Here is a 676-nt window from a genome sequence, read left to right on the forward strand (position 1 = left end):
TCTTCCGTATTTTGTAAAACCAACATTGTATCAAATAGCGGATTACGGCTCATATCTCTTTTTATATTTACTTTTTGAACCAGCTCTTCAAAAGGATACTCCTGATTCTCATACGCATTCAACATGGTTTCTTTCACTTCCTGAACATACATATAGAATGTTTTGTCTCCCTCTGGGTAATTGCGTATTGCTAATGTATTAACAAACATGCCAATGATTGGCTCTAAATCCGCATGTGTCCTTCCTGCAATAGGAGTTCCTACAATAATATCCTCCTGACCACTATATTTTGCTAATAGTGTTGTATATGCCGCCAATAAGACCATATACAATGTTGCCCCTGTTTGTTTTTCTATCTCTTTTAATCCATCACTAATTTCTTTGTCTATTGTAAATTCTACTGTGTCTCCCTCATAGCTACGTACTGAAGGTCTCTCATAATCAATTGGTAGCTCTAATGTCGGAATTTCCCCATCAAACATATTCAACCAATATGCTTCCTGTCTTCTCATGCGTTCACTTTGCATCTCTATTTGTTGCCAAACTGCATAATCCTTATATTGGATTTGAAGTGGTGGCTGTAACTCGCCTTTATACAATTGAATAAATTCTTTGATGATAAGATTGGTTGAGATACCATCAGAAATAATATGATGTATATCAAATAACAGCACAT

General features: G+C 35.5%; 1 protein-coding gene. It reads right to left on the reverse strand.

From position 1 onward, the window contains the following. Positions 1–676: condensation domain-containing protein (locus ACTFP3_RS30120; RefSeq protein WP_440012095.1), on the reverse strand; the 676-nt coding region annotated here is incomplete at both ends.

The sequence above is a fragment of the Bacillus cereus group sp. MYBK5-2 genome (assembly GCF_051915685.1).
In the GTDB taxonomy this organism is placed as follows: Bacteria; Bacillota; Bacilli; order Bacillales; family Bacillaceae_G; genus Bacillus_A; species Bacillus_A cereus.